Annotated in this window: 11 protein-coding genes and 1 pseudogene; 4 read left to right on the top strand and 8 right to left on the bottom strand. The window is 63.2% G+C overall.

Annotated features, from left to right (window positions below):
- Positions 1-49: 49 nt before the first annotated feature.
- Both AC1DXM_RS29745 and AC1DXM_RS29740 read right to left on the bottom strand, forming a co-directional pair.
- Entirely contained in the window at positions 50-1,000 is a 951-nt protein-coding gene (locus tag AC1DXM_RS29745) for a PfkB family carbohydrate kinase (protein WP_477238806.1), read from the bottom strand.
- A 3-nt stretch (positions 1,001-1,003) separates the two neighbouring features.
- Entirely contained in the window at positions 1,004-1,804 is an 801-nt protein-coding gene (locus AC1DXM_RS29740) for an aldolase (protein ID WP_477238804.1), read from the bottom strand.
- Positions 1,805-1,966: 162 nt separating this feature from the next.
- Between AC1DXM_RS29740 and AC1DXM_RS29735 the strand changes: the two genes are divergently transcribed.
- Positions 1,967-2,728, top strand: a complete 762-nt coding sequence (locus tag AC1DXM_RS29735; protein WP_477238944.1) for a DeoR/GlpR family DNA-binding transcription regulator — start codon at positions 1,967-1,969, stop codon at positions 2,726-2,728.
- A 266-nt stretch (positions 2,729-2,994) separates the two neighbouring features.
- A complete protein-coding gene (locus AC1DXM_RS29730) occupies positions 2,995-4,143 on the top strand; it encodes a Gfo/Idh/MocA family protein (RefSeq protein ID WP_477238802.1) in 1,149 nt (382 codons plus the stop codon).
- Positions 4,144-4,232: 89 nt separating this feature from the next.
- Here the strand turns inward: AC1DXM_RS29730 and AC1DXM_RS29725 are convergent, their stop codons facing one another.
- On the bottom strand, positions 4,233-5,252 hold the full coding sequence (locus AC1DXM_RS29725) for a LacI family DNA-binding transcriptional regulator (RefSeq protein ID WP_477238800.1): 1,020 nt from the start codon (positions 5,250-5,252) through the stop codon (positions 4,233-4,235).
- Between the two features lie 199 nt (positions 5,253-5,451).
- On the opposite strand from AC1DXM_RS29725, the gene AC1DXM_RS29720 reads away from it, so the two are divergent.
- Entirely contained in the window at positions 5,452-6,837 is a 1,386-nt protein-coding gene (locus AC1DXM_RS29720) for an FAD-binding oxidoreductase (RefSeq protein WP_477238798.1), read from the top strand.
- 13 nt (positions 6,838-6,850) lie between these two features.
- Here AC1DXM_RS29720 and AC1DXM_RS29715 read toward each other — a convergent pair whose 3' ends face one another.
- Positions 6,851-7,507 (bottom strand): YjbE family putative metal transport protein, encoded by a 657-nt coding sequence (locus AC1DXM_RS29715; RefSeq protein ID WP_477238796.1) that lies wholly within the window; start codon positions 7,505-7,507, stop codon positions 6,851-6,853.
- A gap of 245 nt (positions 7,508-7,752) precedes the next feature.
- On the opposite strand from AC1DXM_RS29715, the gene AC1DXM_RS29710 reads away from it, so the two are divergent.
- Positions 7,753-8,400: a ThuA domain-containing protein gene (locus tag AC1DXM_RS29710; protein ID WP_477238794.1), complete on the top strand. Its 648-nt coding sequence runs from the start codon at positions 7,753-7,755 to the stop codon at positions 8,398-8,400.
- Between the two features lie 271 nt (positions 8,401-8,671).
- On the opposite strand, the pseudogene AC1DXM_RS29705 reads toward AC1DXM_RS29710, so the two are convergent.
- The 4 genes and pseudogenes from AC1DXM_RS29705 to AC1DXM_RS29690 all read right to left on the bottom strand — a co-directional run.
- Positions 8,672-9,019, bottom strand: a pseudogene (locus AC1DXM_RS29705) (beta-barrel domain-containing protein); the annotation flags it as partial.
- A gap of 263 nt (positions 9,020-9,282) precedes the next feature.
- Positions 9,283-10,770: an HlyD family type I secretion periplasmic adaptor subunit gene (locus tag AC1DXM_RS29700; RefSeq protein WP_477238793.1), complete on the bottom strand. Its 1,488-nt coding sequence runs from the start codon at positions 10,768-10,770 to the stop codon at positions 9,283-9,285.
- Between the two features lie 43 nt (positions 10,771-10,813).
- On the bottom strand, positions 10,814-12,565 hold the full coding sequence (locus AC1DXM_RS29695; protein WP_477238791.1) for a type I secretion system permease/ATPase: 1,752 nt from the start codon (positions 12,563-12,565) through the stop codon (positions 10,814-10,816).
- A gap of 73 nt (positions 12,566-12,638) precedes the next feature.
- The coding region (locus tag AC1DXM_RS29690) for a hypothetical protein (protein ID WP_477238789.1) at positions 12,639-14,674 on the bottom strand (2,036 nt) is incomplete at its 5' end.

The raw sequence follows: 14,674 nt of genomic DNA, 5'->3' as shown, positions 1-14,674 counted from the left end.
TGCCCTAGGCTTATGTTCACCTGCGAAATATATCCTCGGATAGTTCGGGCTATGTTCCGGTATCGAGTTGCGCATATTTCAGTTCGACTGCCGACGGCGCGTTCGTCGACGCCAGGAGTTCCGTGACCTGGTCGGCGGTCGGAAGCGCCTCGCGCCCGCCACGCCCCGTTATCGAAAAGGCCGCCGCCGCGGCAGCGAATGCCACCCGGCCGGCGGTATCGGCACCGCGCGTCAATGCATGGGCATAGGCGCCATGAAAGCAGTCACCCGCGCCGGTCGAGTCGACGACCGCAACCCGGTGCGGGGGCAGGTGCCAAAGCCCTGTCTCGTCGCGTCCGCGATAGTAGACGCCCTTGCCGCCATCGGTCAGAACCACGGCGGACCGCGACGGCATCCACAATGCATCGAGCATCTCGGCGGGCGATCGGCACCCCGTGGCAGTCCGCGCAAAGCCGAGTGGAAGAATGAGATGGTCGCAGAGCGCGATCAGCCGCTCCGTGGCCGGGCCGCCGCTCCATTCGATATCGCCGAGAATCGCAAGGCCGAGATCGCGAGCCCGAGCCACGACATCCAGCGACCGGATCGCATAGCTATCGACGATCAGGACGGCCGCGCGGCTGAGGATATCGTCCGGAAAGTCCGGAGCGGTGCCCAGCATTGCATCGTCGTCATACGCAATGAACCGTTCCCCGTCCGAGCCGACGGTGATCCGCGAGCGCACCGGGCGTGCGTCCGGGTGGCGCGGCGCGAATGCGGTTTCAACACCGCTCGCAACGAGATCACACAGCACGGCGTCGTCCGCGGCACTGCCCAGCCATCCGACGAACCCGGCGGTTCCGCCGAGCCGCGCGACGGCGGCCAGCGCCGTCGCGACATTTCCCCCGAAAGCGCGGGCACTTTGCAGAACCTTCCCCTTGCCTGCCGACAACGGCTGATCGACGTAGACGATGTCGTCGATCGCAATAGCGCCGAAGCCGAGGATCGAGGGGACGGTGGGCATGGTTCAGGCCCCCGCCTTCGCCAGGGCGTCTTGCGCCGAAAGGCCGTCATGGATGACGCCGCGAAAGGCAAGCGCCGCCTTCTCCGGATCGCCATGCCCCCAGAGATTACGGCCGACCACGGCACCGCGTGCGCCGGCACGGATGGCGTCCGCCGTCTGCTGAAGCGCGCCGAGCAGCGTATCGGTCTTTGGACCACCCGCGATCACAACCGGCACCGGGCAGGTCCGGACGGTCTCTCGGAACGACTCGAAATCGCCCGTGTAGCCGATCTTGATCACGTCGACGCCGGACTCGTAGCCGATGCGCGCCGCATAGGCGATCTCGTCGGGGGTGAAGACGATTTTTGTTCCGTCGGTAAAATCGCGAGGGTAGATATGGGCCACCACGGGCATGCCGTAGCGGGCTGCTGCATTTACCGAATCGGTCAGCCAGCGTATGTATTTGCCCTCGGTCGCGCCGCGCACCGGAATGGCGACGGCCAACGCATCGGCGCCCGCGCGCACCGCGTCCTCGGGCGTTGCGATCAACTCGCTGATGCGATCGTCCGGAGTGAAGCAGCCCGCCTGAATCACCAGGGAAGCTTTGCCCGCATATTGCGGCCACAGATGGCGCGCGGTGCCAGGCTGGATGCTGACGTAGTCGGGTTTGCCCGCCATGACGCGTGCGAGCGCACCCGGCAGGTCGGCAAGGCCGCCTTTGCGCACGTCGCCATAGCCGACGAAGTGGTCGACCGCACCGCCAAAAAGGTTCCCCGATGGATGCGAGAAGAGGCGCGCAAGACGCACTTTGGTTCCTAGGCTCATGAGTGCAAAATTCCCTGATCGGTTGATTTCAAAATCCCGGACTCAGTGTTTCCGAAAGAAAAAAGAAACACAATCTTTCGAAAGCTTTCGAATTTGCGTATTTTTGGTAAGGTGAGCCGAGGCCAGAGCGGCTGCTTGGCGCAGGGAAGCAAGGGCAGGGCAATGTTGTCGGAGCAGAGACGCCAATCCATCCTGGGTGAGGTGCAGCGCAGCGGACAGGTTCGCATCAAGGATCTGTCAGACGATTTTGGCGTGTCCGAAGTCACGGTGCGCTCCGACCTCGAGATACTGGATCGCAAGGGACTGCTGACCAAGACCCGTGGAGGGGCGGTGACCCGGACCACAGATTCGACCACGGCCGCGTTCGCCCGGCGGATGCAAACGAACCTCGACGCAAAGAAGCGCATCGCCCGGGCAGCGATAGAGCTGTTCGAAGACAACCAATCGGTCATCTTCGACGGCGGCTCGACATTGATGCAGCTTGCCATGCAGTTACCGCCGCTCAGCAATGTCGTGGTCGCCGCCACGGCCATGAATATCGTGCAGCATCTTATGCATCGTCCTGGGCTCGACGTTCATATGATCGGCGGCCGGGTCTATCCCGACACGGTGAGCACGCTGATCACCGATGCGGATACGGCTCTCGGCGGCTTGGTGGCGCATCAGGTCTTTGTTGGAGCGCATGCGATAGACTCGTCACTGGATGTAGTCGACGTGAACGAGGACATGGCGCGAACGAAGCGAAACCTCGTTCGCATGGCCCGGCGCGTTGTCCTCCTCGCCGATTCGAGCAAATGGGGCGTCAGCGGTACCTCCAAGGCATTTTCGCTGTCGGCCGTCGATGTGGTGATCACCGACGATGGCCTGCCCGGTCCAATACGCAGCCAGCTTGATAAGATCGGGGCCAAGGTGATCTATGCCTGAACCCGCTCGGTCTCTGACCGCGACGGAAAGATCCAATACGCGCATGACCCACGGGCTTCGTATCGGCGATCGGCCGTTTTTCATGACAGTCATGTTCTCCTCCTCAGGCTGGCGGCCTCTCCCAATGCTGCGCCAGAATTATCACATGCTCTATAAAAATTTTACACGCGTCAACATTTAAAATCCTGTATAGCGGATTGTGAAGGTGGACCGCTGCACCCGCGACGGTCCCCAAGCATGCCATTGGCTTCGGAGGAAAAGCTGGAATGCACGGAAAATCAAAGACAAAGCTCGGCATCGGTGTGATCGGCTGCGGCAACATCTCGATGACCTATCTGCGCAATGCCGCGCTCTTCGGCGGCGTCGAGCTGCGCGCCTGCGCCGACATTTCGGCTGATATGGCTGGGCTCCGCGCCAGGGAATACGGCATTCGCGCGCTTGGCGTCGACGCGCTGCTCGCCGATCCCGATGTCGACCTCGTGCTCAACCTGACCATCCCGGCGGCGCATTTCGGCATTTCGTTTTCCGCACTTTCAGCGGGCAAGCATGTCTTCACCGAAAAACCGCTGGCGACCTCGGCCGCCGACGGCAGACGTCTTGTCGCCGAGGCGGCGAAGCGTGGGCTGCTGATCGGCTCGGCGCCGGACACATTCCTCGGCGCCGCCGGACGCCGCGCCCGCCGCCTGATGGACGAGGGCGCCATCGGCAAGCCGGTGACCGGCACCGCCTTCATGATGGGACGCGGCATGGAGCACTGGCATCCCAATCCGCAATTCTATTATCAGCCGGGCGGCGGCCCGGTGTTCGACATGGGGCCCTATTACCTGACCATGCTGGTCAATCTGCTCGGTCCGGTCGAGCGCGTCATGGCAATGGCGACGCGCGGCCAGGAGGAGCGTCTCATCACGGCCGACGGCCCGTTCAAGAACACGACGTTCAAGGTCGGCACGCCGACCAACATATTGTCGCTGCTCGAATTCCGCTCGGGCGCCACCGTCACCTTCGGCGCCTCATGGGACGTGTTCAGACATTCCAATCACCCGATCGAGCTGCACGGCACAGAGGGCTCGCTCAGGCTGCCCGACCCCGACACGTTCGGCGGGACCGTCTCGCTGTCGGCGCGCGGCGCCGACTGGTCCGATTTCGCCAGCGAGAGCGAGCTCTACGGCGCCCGCAACTGGCCCTACGCCGCGCCCGACCGCGCCAACTACCGCATGCTCGGCGTCGCCGATCTGTCGACCGCGCTGGGCACGGGAAGAAAGCCGCGTGCCTCGGGCGAACTCGCATTGCATGTGCTGGAGATCATGGAGGCGATCCTGGCTTCGGGCGAAAGCCGCGACTCGGTTGCCGTCAACGGCACGGTCGACCAGCCGCCGCTGCTTGGCGAGGAGGAAGCGGCAAGCCTGCTTGCCTGACGGCAGGTTCGTCGTGACGATATCGCCGCCGACGCCATCACCGCAGCCGCTGTCGCATGGCGCGGCTTCAACCCCGCTTTTGGAAGTGTTCAGGCCGACTGACGCATCACCAGGGCGGCGTCGAGGCTGACCTTCGGTGCGACGCTCGCTGTGTCCTCGTTGAGCAAAGCGAGCAGCGTCTCGACGCTGCGTCCCGCCATGGCGGCAAAATCCTGCGCGATGGTGGTCAGAGCGGGGCAGGTGTAGCGGCTCAGCGGATGGTCGTCATGGGCGGCGACACGCAGGTCGCAGTCTGCCTTGCGGCCGACCTTCTTGCCTTGCGCGAAGGCCGCCGCCATGACGCCGAAGGCCAGACGGTCGTTGGCGCACAGTATGGTCTTGCCTGGCAGGCCGCCAGCCCCAAGCATCTGTTCCATCTGCTCGTAGCCGATGCGCTCGAAATCCCATGTATAGTCGCTTGTGTTGCCGATGACGACCGGCTCCTGGCCCAGCCGCTGCATGGCGCCGATATAGCTGTTCAGCCGCTCCGGCGAATTGTGGTTGACGTGCGGGATATCGAAATAGACCGGCGCGTCGCCGGAGCGGCAGAGATAGTCGACGATGGTCGAAACACTCTGGGCGTTGTTGTTGCCGACGAAGGGTGCGCCGCCTTCGAGATAGGTGTCGAAATAGACGACCGGCATTGTCTGCGTCAGCTTCTCCAGCGTGCGGCGGTCCGAGCGCAAGCCGAGCGGCGCGATCAGCGCGCCGGAGACTCTCAGCGACAGGATGGTGCGAGTCGCCTCGATTTCGAGCTCGCGCGAACCGTGTGAGGAAATGACGATGGGCCAGTAGCCTTCGTCGCGCAGTCTGAGCTCGATGCGGCTGACCATTTCGGAATAGAAGGGATCGGCCACCGTCGGCACGACGATGCCGATGCTGCGGGTACGCTTGCGATTGAGGTTGCGGGCAAACAGATTGGGCTGGTAATCGGATGACCGCAGCGCCTCCTCGATACGCTTGCGCGTCGCCGGCTTGACGCTGGTCGGATCGTCGAAATATTTCGACAGTGTCGGCCTGGAGACGCCGCAGGAGCGGGCGAAATCCTCCATCGTCTTGTGCTTCGTCATTCGATCCCTCGTCTGGCGGGCGCCAGAACCTCGGTCACCCTTGGCGCAGCCCACGGTCCTGGCGAAATTTACAGGAAACGTCAGTCGTTTCAACGCGCAATGACAAATTATACCGTGCGTAAATTTAATCAATTGACGCGAAAATTGTCGCGCATCAAAGTCTCGGGTCACAACGAGCCACTGAAATAATCCAGGCACCATGACACAACAGATCGATCAGCTTCTTTCCCAGCTTCAGCCGCGGCTCGACGCCGCTGCTGTTGTCACCGGCAATGCGGTCGATCCGCGCTATGGCGACGATCTCTCCGGCAAGGGCGGAGGCCGGCCCGAACTCGTCTTGCGTCCGCGCAGCGCCGGCGAAGTCGCCGAAATCCTGCGGCTGTGCAGCGGCCTTGGCCAGAAGCTGGTCGTCCATGGCGGCCGCACCGGGCTGGCCGGCGCCGCGCGCGTGCAGCCGGGCGAAGCGGTGCTGTCGCTGGAGCGCATGACCGCGGTCGAGGCTCCCGACCGCCAGGCGGCAACCATCATCGCGGAAGCCGGCGCGCCGCTGCAAATGGTGCAGGAAGCGGCCGATGCGGCCGGCCTGATGTTCGGGGTCGACATCGGCGCGCGCGGCACGGCGACGGTCGGCGGCAACATCGCCACCAATGCCGGCGGCATCCGCGTGCTGCGCTACGGCATGTACCGCGCCCAGGTTCTGGGGCTGGAGGCGGTGCTTGCCGACGGCTCGATCCTGACCTCGCTGCGCGGTCTGGCCAAGGACAATTCGGGATACGATCTCAACCAGCTGTTCATTGGCAGCGAAGGCACGCTGGGCGTCGTCACCCGCGCCTGCCTGAGGCTGCATCCGAAGCCCGCCACCGAGGTCGCCGCTTTCTGCGCGCCTGCCTCGCTGGAGGCGGCCATTGCGCTGCTCGGACTGCTCAAGCAGCGGCTCGGTCCGTTGCTTTCGGCCTATGAGGTGAATTTCTCGCCGCTCTACGGCGCCATGATTGCCGGCATGGACGCGCCGGCGCCGCTGCCTGCCGGCGCGCCCGTCTATGTTTTGGCCGAGATCCAGGGCAACCAGGCCGAGGTGGATGGCGAGCGTTTTGCTTCGGTGCTGATGCAGGCCGTCGAGGACGGCATCGTCGACGATGTGGTCGTCTCGCAGTCGCCGCGCGAGTTTCGAGCGCTCTGGGACGTGCGCGAGGAGGCCAACCGCTTCCTGTTTGCAATCGACGGCCTGATCGGCGTTGACATCTCCATTCCGCTGTCGACGATGGCGGCTTTCCTGCGCGACGCCGAAGCGGCGATCCGCGCTAGAGACGGCAGCGCCGAGATCTACGTCTTCGGCCATCTCGGCGACGGCAATTTGCACTATCAGGTCGACACCACCGAACCGGCCGCCGCCTACGAGGTCATCTATCGCGGCGTGGCGAAGCACGGTGGCGCCGTCTCGGCCGAACACGGCATCGGTCTCGACAAGAAGAAATGGCTGAGCCTGGTGCGCAGCGATGCCGAGATATCGGCCATGCGCCGCCTCAAGGCGGCGTTCGACCCGCACAACATCCTCAATCCCGGGCGGATTTTCGACATCGCCTGATCGTCAGAATGGTCTAGCTCGCGGCCGACGAAAGCAGCGCGTGGAAGTCGACGGTTCTCACCTGCTCGATGCCATCCAGCGTCATGTTGCCGGCGACATAGACGATGATCGCCAGGCCGAGCCAGCCGATCCAGCGGTATCTGGCAAGCAGCGCCGCCACCAGCGTCGAGGCGACAGCCATCAGAACCACCGACAGGATGAGGCCGAACACCAGCGCATTCATGTCATGGGCGGCAGCGCCCGCCACGGCCAGCACATTGTCCAGCGACATCGAGACGTCGGCGACCACGATCTGCAGGATCGCCGTGCGCAATGCCTTGGCCGGCCGCACCGCCGCAAGCGCTGTCGCGGCAGGGTCGGCGTCGGCATCGCTGTCTTCATCGCCGCCGGTGGAACGCAATTCCTGGAACATGTTCCAGCACACCCAGAATAAAAGCATGCCGCCGACCAGCATGATCCCCGGAATTTCCAGCAGCTGCACCGCGATCACGGCAAAGACGACGCGGATCACCGCCGCTGCGGCTATGCCGGCGACGATCGCCTTCTGGCGCAACGCTTTGGCCAGGCCTGCGGCCGCCATGCCGATCACCACGACATTGTCGCCCGAGAGCACGAGGTTGATGGTGATGACTTCCAGATAGGCGGCGACAGTCGTCTGGTCGAAACTCATAAAGCGGTCTCCCCGGAAGGCTCCGGCTGGTTGCGGCGGATCGGACCGATGTCTGCGCAAACGCGAAGACAGCTGATTTGAGTGCAGCCCGGCATCGAAACAAGACGCCAGGCGCGGCCAATCGTTCCTCATCCACCGAATTCACTACCGGATGGGCCGCATCCCGACAGAAATGCCTCTCACGGAAGGGAAGACAAACGAGTTCGGCTTGCCTATCAATATTGCCGACCAAAGGAGAAACGAGCATGAGCAAGACGGCACTGATTTTCTGGGGCGGTTGGGAGGGCCACACGCCGGCCCGCAGCGCCGCTGTCGTCAGCGAGATATTGACCGGCCATGGCTTCGAGGTGCGGATCGAACAGGGCACCTCGGCTCTCGCCGATCCGCAGCTTTCGGCAATCGATTTGATCGTCCCTGTGGTCACAATGTCGACGATCGAGAAACCGGAGCTGCAAAACCTTGTAGCCGCCGTGAGAGGTGGAACCGGCTTTGCCGGCTTTCACGGCACCATGGGCGACAGCTTCCGCAACGAGCCGGACTATCACTTCATGACCGGCGGCCAATGGGTCGCCCATCCCGGCGACATCATCGACTATCGCGTCGACATCACCAGCGATGATCCGATCGTGCGGGGCATCGACGGTTTCGCCTACCGTTCCGAGCAGTACTACATGCATGTCGACCCGAGCAACGAGGTGCTGGCGACGACGACGTTTGGCGGCGAGCATCTCGACTTCGTAGACGGCGTCGTCATGCCCGTGGTTTGGAAGCGCCGCTACGGCAAGGGTCGCGTCTTCTTCAGCGCGCTTGGCCACACGGCGGATGAGTTTTCCGTGCCGCAAATGCGCAGCATCTTCGAGCGCGGCGTGCTGTGGGCCAGCCGAGCGGCCTGATCCTGGGCCTGTCGTCAAGCTGAGCGCAGTGGGACGGATTGCTCCGGGTGCGCATGGCGGCGGATCTGTGGCCTGGGTAGCGACGCAGGAACTAGAGCAATTCCAGGAAAAGTGTGAGCGGTTTTCCGGGAAAAGCGCGTAGCGCTTTCCCTTGGGAATTGCGTAAAAACAAAGAGATAGAGCGGTTCGCCGTTTCGGTGAAACGGTGAAACGCTCTAGTCGGGCGGCGGTCTTTGTCCGGTCAGATAAAGAAGTCTTGGACGGCCTGCGGCTATTTTTCCCGCATTGCCCGGCGGAAGTTCTGCGTGATCGGCTCGGCGAGGTAAGCGAGCACCGTGCGAGCACCCGTCCGGATCATCGCCTCGCTCGACATGCCGGGCAGAAGTTTGCGGCCCTCCAGCTTGGCGAGTTCGTTTCTGTCGATCAACACGGTCGCCGCGAAATACGGTGCCCCGCTGCGCTCGTCCACCATGCGGTCGGCCGACACGATCTCCACGACGCCGTCGAGTGGCGGCAGGTTTTAGCGTGCGAAGGCCGGGAAGCTGATGCGCGCGGGCTGTCCGGGGGCGATCGTCTCGACATCCTCTGGTTTGACCATGGCCTCGACCACGCCCATTGGGCAACGTCCCTGCCGTCCAGCAACGCACGCCCCCCGGATGGACGCCAGGCACCGGCCAGTATTCGCGCCAGATCACTGTCGGCGCCTCGGCGGACGGATTCACCTGTTCGTGCGAATAGCCATCGTTCAGTTCCGGCGAAGCGGCGCTGCCGACTGCTGGGCCGCGCTGGCGAAGGGACCGCCAATGCCATAACAATCCAGCATCGTTCGACGGGCGGCTTTTCGGAGGATCGGATGGTGTCGGGATACGACAGTGGAAGACTTTAATTCTCCCTGAATCCTCGATTGAGCGAGTCGCGAACCGGCGCCAGCATATAGTCGAGCAGTGTGTGCTCGCCAGTCAGGATCATCACTTCGGCAGGCATGCCGGGCGACAATTTGACGTCATGGAGGTTTGAGAGGTCAGCCATATCGACTTTAACCTTGGCGAGAAAATAGGGTTCTCCGGTCCTCTCGTCTGTCAGCCGGTCGGCCGATACCGAGGTGAGCAAGCCGTGGATTTGCGGAAGATGCCGCGTTGGATAGGCCGACAGCACAACGCGTGCCGGCATATCCGGATGCACCATGTCGATATCCCGCGGCTTGATCCGTGAATCGATGACCAGGTTGGACTCATTCGGAACGATATCGAGGAGGGGCTGGCCGCTGGAAATCACGCCAGATTCAGTCGTGACACGCACGTTCATCACTGTTCCCGCGATCGGCGCGACAATGTCAGTCCTGGCCAGCACATCCTGACGCGAGGGCAACTGGCTGCGCAGTTCGGCCAGGTCGCCGCGCACCTTGGCGAGGTCCTCATTGGCTTTCTCGGTGTCCTGCTGTCGCAAATTGAGGAGCTGCAGTTCGGTCTCCCCGATCTGCTGGTCGTTGCGCGCGACCTGCGACCGGTTCGATGCCTGGTTCGCCCGGATGTCGGCCTGGGCGCGCTGCAGCGCCAGAATCCGCGGCAGGCGCTCCAGTCCCTGTTTGTACATCTCCTGCGCCGATTGGATCTCCTGGTCGATCAAGCCGAGTTGCTCGGCCTGGGCAGCGATCACGTCCCTCGATCCGGCGCTTTGCTCTTCTATCTGGGCTATGCGCTTTTGCAGGATCTGCTCGCGCCCTTCCCGGCTCGCGAGGCGGCTGTCGAGCAGCGCTTGCTCCTCGACGACCACTTTCCGCACCATCTCGCCGTCGATCGATGTCAGCTCTTTGGGAAAGGTAATTTGGTCTTGCCCGGCAAGCTCCGCGATCAGCCGTGCCTCGGCCGCCAGCAAGCGGACAAAGTGTCCTTGCAGCACGTCGTAGCGCCCTTGCGCATCGGTCGTTTGCATGCTGATCAGTATCTGGCCGGCAGAGACCTTGTCGCCTTCCCGCACATGGATGGTCCCGATGATGCCGCCTTCCAGATGCTGGACGGTCTTGCGGTAGCCGTCCGGGCTGACGACGCCTGCGGCGACGACCGCGCTTGCCAGCAGGGCCATGTCAGACCAGACGGCGATGCCGCCGACAAAGAATATCGCCGAGAAATAGCCGAGCATGCGCGCTGGACGCGTCCTGCGGTTCAGGTCGCGCTTGCTATCGCGATATGCAGGCGAACGCCGCCGGACAAGCCCGACAAGCACGAGCAGGAACAGCGCGGTGGCAGTTGCCGCCAGCGCGGCGCGTGTAGGCACGTCCAGGCTGTCGAAACGGTTCGAAGCCGTGGCAGCCAGATCTCCAGTAGCGACGACCAGCCTGTCCAGCACGTCGCGCAGGCTGGCCATCAGCATGTCCATCACCTTTGACAGTTCGCCAAATCGGTCGCTCATGGTTTCACTCCGCCGCCTTCAATCTTGCCGGCATTTTGACGGTAGTCTTGTCTTGCTTGGGCGTCGGAACGACAGTCGGTTTGGGCTGGCCGCCCAGCGTGCCCAGCACCTCGTCGCGCGTGCCGAACATCTTGACAGCGCCATCGTGCATGAAAGCGATATGGTCCGCCGTGCGCAAAAGGTTGGTCTGGTGGCTGACGAGAATGACGGTGCAGCCCCGTTCCTTTAAATGGTGAAGGACATTGAACAGAGCCATTTCACCGTCGCTGTCGAGGCCGGTGTTCGGTTCGTCGAGCACGATGAGCGCGGGATTTCCGAACAGGGCCCGGGCGAGGGCGATGCGCTGACGTTGGCCACGCGAGATTCGTATCCCGTGCGGCCCTACCTCGGTTTGATAACCGTTTGGCATCCGCAATATCATCTCGTGAATGCCGGCGAACTGCGCCGCGGCGATGACCGCGGCACTGTCGACATCGCGCAGGCGCGCAATGTTCTCGGCGATCGTCCCGGGAAACAGCTCTACCTGCTGCGGCAGATAACCGATGTGCATCCCCAACTGGTCGCAAGGCCAATTCGCGACCTCCGCCCCATCCAGCCTTACGTGGCCGAGCGACGGGCGCAGCGTTCCCACCATGAGGCGGCAGAGTGTGGTCTTGCCGGAACCCGACGGACCGATCACGCCACAGGTCTCGCCGGCCACGACGTTGAAGGCTACTTTGTTTATCAGCGTCTGTTGCGTACCCGGCGCAGAGTAATAGACGTCCTTGAGTTTCAGCCGCCCTTGCGGCCGCGGCAAGATTACGCCACCGCTCTGCCTGGATCCGGTGTCGGCGAAGAGGCGCATGAGGTTGCGACGCGCAGCGCGAGCGGTGACCAGGCTGCGCCAGGCTCCGATCGAGCGCTCTATCGGTGCCAGCGCGCGGCTGAGCAGGATGGATGCCGCAATCATCGATCCGGCCGTCAGTTCGCCACGCAGGACATAGTAGGCGCCAAGCCCCAGCACGGCCACCTGAAGGGCGAGGCGCAGCGAGCGTGACAGGCTGCCGATGCTGGTCGTGCGCCCGAGAAGCTGCGCCTGGACGGTCATCAACGACTGTTGCTTTTCTTCCCAGCGCTGCAGGGCCGGCTCAGACATGCCGAGCGAGCGGAGCGTCTCGGCGCCGTCGATGTATTGATTGGCCGCAGCCTGATTGCGGCGCAGCCCCAGCATCGCTTCCTGGCCCTTGCGGCGGGTGAGAAAGTCGTTGGCCAGCGCGCCGCAGAACAAAAGGATCGCCCCGACAATTCCGACCAGGCCCAGTGCCGGGTGCAGAAGCCACATGAACGCCAGGAAGACGGGCGTCCACGGCGCATCGAGAAAGGTCAGCATGCCGTCACCGGCAACGAAACCGCGCAGGTCCGCCACGTCTTTCAGGCCGGCCTCGAGGCTGCTGCTCCCCGCGAGGCGAGCCTCCATGGCTCGTTCGATCACCGGGACACTCAGCTGGTCGTCGAGCCATTGGCTGATATGCCCGAGGATCATGCGGCGGGCCTGCTCCAGCAGGCCATAGACGGTGATCGCGCCGATCACCGCCAGGGTGAGCCACATCAGCGTGTCGATCGACCCGCTCGACAGCACCCGGTCGTAGATCTGCAGCATGTAGACGGTGCTGGCGAGCAACAGAATGTTGGCAAGCAGGCTGAAGATGAGCAGGGAGGGCGCCTGGCGCCGCGCCAGATGCATCACCTCCTGAAACTGCGGTCTTGGCTGCGTCACGGATTGCCCCCCGTTGCGATGCTTTGGATTAGGCCCGGCCGGGCGCCAGGGCCGGCGCCCGGCCGGTATCGCGTCAGGCAATGACACCTTCCACGTGGTTGTCGTTGAAGATGCCGGTCCCGTCGATGCCGATGGAGAAGATGTCGCTCGCTGTGTCGCCGTCGAAATCGGCGATCTGGACAGTAAAGTCGAGTTTCTCGTCGGGTGCCGGCTGCGCCTGGCTGAGGCCGAAGCCGCCGATGTCGAAGGTGTTGTTGTCGTTGCCGGAAATGCCATCGGCGTTGCTGACGTTTTCGATCAGGACGCGGTCATGGGTTCCGCTCGTCGTCCACGACACCTTGTCGCCGGTGCTCAGGCCGGTGATCGTCCAGGTGCCGTCGCCGTTGGGTGTAGCGACAGGAGTAAATTGCGTATTGCCTGTCTTGACGATGTTGTCGACGACCGAGACCGAGGTGATGCTGACGGCCGTGTCGTTGGTGAGCCCGTCGACGAAATTCACTCCCGGCTCCGCGGCGGTGCTGAAGGCCGTGATTTTGACGGTGACGGGTCCGACGCCCGGATTGGTCTGGTTGACCGTGAAGGACGCCGAGGTAGTATTGAACACGCCCGTGAAGGCGATGTTGGCTTCGACATCGGCTTCGTTCTGGTCCAGATTGGGCACGAGGAAGCTCGTGTTCGCGCCGGTGACGTAGGTGATGAACGCCCCCTCATCCGGGTTGATCTGGTTACCGTTGACGCCGAACGAGGTGGTGCTGCCGGCCTGGCTGATATTGAGCACATCCTTGGTCGTGATGTTTCCGCCCTGGGATTGATTCAATGGATCTTGCCCGATCACCACAATCTGGGCGGAGGCCGGATCGCCGAAGGTCATGAACAGGTTGCTGCCGGAAGGCGCTCCGGCGAAGCTGAAATTCAGCTCCGCAGGCGGAGGATTCTGGAGGACATCGAAGGTGTAGTTGCCGCCTGACAGGGTCAGCTTGAAGAAGTCGATGTCTCCGGCGTTGTGTGTGGTGCTGCCATCAACATCCTTGAAGTAGGTGGCGACAGTGTTGCTGTTAGTAAGGTCCCTGAGCAGGGTTACCTGCGAGGATGTGCCGTCCAGTATCGTCAGGGACGCCGGCGAGCTCGTGATGCTATAGGTTGCCGGTTCATCCGCCCCGACTACCCCGCTGAGCGTCTTGGTCACGGTGCTGCCGGCAGCGAAGTCCACCAGCCCATCGTCGATAAGCCCGATGGTCGGCACATCGTTCTCGATCGTGACCGACGCCCCGGCGTCGATCACCACGCTGTCGCCGTCAAAGTCGGTCGCTGCGAACACCGAGGCCAAGCTCAGCGCGATCGTCTCCGCGTCGCCCCCGCCGGTTGCCAGCGGCACGTGATCGACCTGGTCGAGCAGCGTGAAGGTGAACGCGTCGTCGGCCGTGCCCAGCACCGTGTCAATACCCGCCGTCTGCACCAACGTGAACACCGTGCGCGCACCCGCCACGCCGTTCACGTGGGTTGCATCAACGTAGTCGAACAGGATGTTGGATCCTTTCGAATCCAGCCCCGTGTCCACGTTGTCGATCAACGGATTGAGCGACACCGTCACCGGCTCGTCGGCGCCTGCATTCACCAGGCCCGCAATCTGCGCACCGGTAAACGCCGCCACTGTGGTCGTCGCGTCGTTGTCCGTAATGCCCGTCGACAGACCCGTCAGCTCGTCCTCATCAACGTTTACGTTCACCGTGGCTGCGTTGTTCTGCGGAACATCGTTCTCGATCGTGACCGACGCCCCGGCGTCGATCACCACGCTGTCGCCGTCGCCGTCGGTCGCTACGAACACCGAGGCCAAGCTCAGCGCGATCGTCTCCGCGTCGCCCCCGCCGGTTGCCAGCGGTACGTGATCGACCTGGTCGAGCAGCGTGAAGGTGAACGCGTCGTCGGCCGTGCCCAGCACCGTGTCAATACCCGCCGTCTGCACCAACGTGAACACCGTGCGCGCACCCGCCACGCCGTTCACGTGGGTTGCATCAACGTAGTCGAACAGGATGTTGGATCCTTTCGAATCCAGCCCCGTGTCCACGTTGTCGATCAACGGATTGAGCGACACCGTCACCGGTTGGTCGG

It is taken from the genome of Mesorhizobium sp. P3_A2 (genome assembly GCF_056403115.1).
The sequence above is the reverse complement of the archived record's forward strand: the minus strand, read 5'-3'. Positions and strand labels throughout refer to the sequence as shown.

Coding starts and splice junctions, on each gene's coding strand:
- AC1DXM_RS29720 (WP_477238798.1), top strand. CDS start 5,452: ATGACACAACAGATCGATCAGCTTCTTTCCCAGCTTCAGCCGCGGCTC.
- AC1DXM_RS29745 (WP_477238806.1), bottom strand. CDS start 1,000: ATGCCCACCGTCCCCTCGATCCTCGGCTTCGGCGCTATTGCGATCGAC.
- AC1DXM_RS29735 (WP_477238944.1), top strand. CDS start 1,967: ATGTTGTCGGAGCAGAGACGCCAATCCATCCTGGGTGAGGTGCAGCGC.
- AC1DXM_RS29715 (WP_477238796.1), bottom strand. CDS start 7,507: ATGAGTTTCGACCAGACGACTGTCGCCGCCTATCTGGAAGTCATCACC.
- AC1DXM_RS29730 (WP_477238802.1), top strand. CDS start 2,995: ATGCACGGAAAATCAAAGACAAAGCTCGGCATCGGTGTGATCGGCTGC.
- AC1DXM_RS29710 (WP_477238794.1), top strand. CDS start 7,753: ATGAGCAAGACGGCACTGATTTTCTGGGGCGGTTGGGAGGGCCACACG.
- AC1DXM_RS29700 (WP_477238793.1), bottom strand. CDS start 10,770: ATGCTGATGGCCAGCCTGCGCGACGTGCTGGACAGGCTGGTCGTCGCT.
- AC1DXM_RS29725 (WP_477238800.1), bottom strand. CDS start 5,252: ATGACGAAGCACAAGACGATGGAGGATTTCGCCCGCTCCTGCGGCGTC.
- AC1DXM_RS29740 (WP_477238804.1), bottom strand. CDS start 1,804: ATGAGCCTAGGAACCAAAGTGCGTCTTGCGCGCCTCTTCTCGCATCCA.